This is a genomic window from Blastococcus sp. SYSU DS0533 (assembly GCF_054050775.1).
The window spans coordinates 1-530 of record NZ_JBJGZZ010000035.1 but is presented as its reverse complement, the minus strand read 5'-3'; the positions used below and the strand labels follow the sequence as shown (position 1 = coordinate 530).

Below are 530 nucleotides of genomic sequence, written 5' to 3'. Positions count from 1 at the left end.
TTCGGAAATCCTCGGATCAACGCTCGGTTGACAGCTCCCCGAGGCTTATCGCAGCCTCCTACGTCCTTCATCGGCTCCTGGTGCCCAGGCATCCACCGTGTGCCCTTAACAACTTGGCCACACAAAATCCCGCCCCTGCCCCCGGAAGGAAACAAGGTGCGGGCCATACCTACAAGAACTCTGCTACCAGAGTCAGAAGATGCTCGCGTCCACTGTGCAGTTCTCAACGTACGACCAGCCACCGGTCACCCGACCCCACCAGCCCCGCCCCACCACCGGTACAGGCAGCAGAACAGCGGTATGAGATGCAGACCGGCCCTGACACGAGAAAGACGACCCCACGCCCCCCACCGGGGGACCCGGGCCCACTCCCTCAGGACCCAACAGCGTGCCTACGACCAGCCAACCCCCACCACCCCGTTCCCCGCACCACCCTCCGAGGAGAGCGACGCCGTACTAGGAGCAGCACCAGGCTGCCGGCCGAACTGGTCAGCGTTCCACCCTCGAGCACCACCCCACACGCTGCGCCG

The 530-nt window shown here is 64.9% G+C and carries 1 rRNA gene; it reads right to left on the bottom strand.

Features of this window, described 5'->3' with window-relative positions:
• Window positions 1–119, bottom strand: a 23S ribosomal RNA gene (locus ACI79W_RS20035); the annotation flags it as partial.
• Window positions 120–530 lie beyond the last annotated feature (411 nt).